The sequence below is a fragment of the Vibrio sp. 2033 genome, from assembly GCF_033339735.1.
This window is the reverse complement of the sequence record NZ_JAWOVC010000678.1, coordinates 1-556: the sequence shown is the minus strand read 5'-3', so window position 1 is coordinate 556 and position 556 is coordinate 1. Positions and strand designations below refer to the sequence as shown.

At 46.9% G+C, this 556-nt stretch carries 1 protein-coding gene; it reads left to right on the top strand.

The window, feature by feature from the left end; translation table 11 throughout:
- Positions 1–556 (top strand): LysR substrate-binding domain-containing protein (locus R7P74_RS28455; protein ID WP_318124043.1); only part of this gene is annotated, 556 nt, incomplete at both ends.

Here is a 556-nt window from a genome sequence, read left to right as displayed (position 1 = left end):
CTGCAAAAGAGCTAAATGTCACTCGCGCGGCGGTCAGTCAGCAAGTTAAATCGTTGGAACTTCAGTTAAACGCGATACTTTTTGAGCGCAATGGTGCGCAGCTTTTATTAACACAAGTTGCCCAAGCCTACTTGCCTGTTGTTAGCCAGACTTTGCAGATGCTATCTGTAGCAACTCAACACCTTTTTGCTCGCCAGAAAAATACTCAACTGACGCTTCATGTCGCTCACAGCTTTTGTTCTCAATGGTTAATGCCGCGCTTGGCTGATTTTCATCGTCAGCACCCTGATGTCGTGATAAAAATTTCAACGACTGCCAACACGGTGCCGAATACTAGTGCCATTGCGGATGTGGAGATCATCAACGGTTATGGAGAGTGGCAATCAGAGCAGGCTGTTCAACTTACCCAAGAAAACTGGATAGTAGTGGCGAGCCCTGGTTTTTTAAATCTTAATTCGGTCATTCATCTTACCGATATCGCGCTAGCGCCTAAACTGTGCACGGGCGGATACCATGAATCGTGGCAAGCTTGGCTGTGTTTTCAGGGCTATGAAGG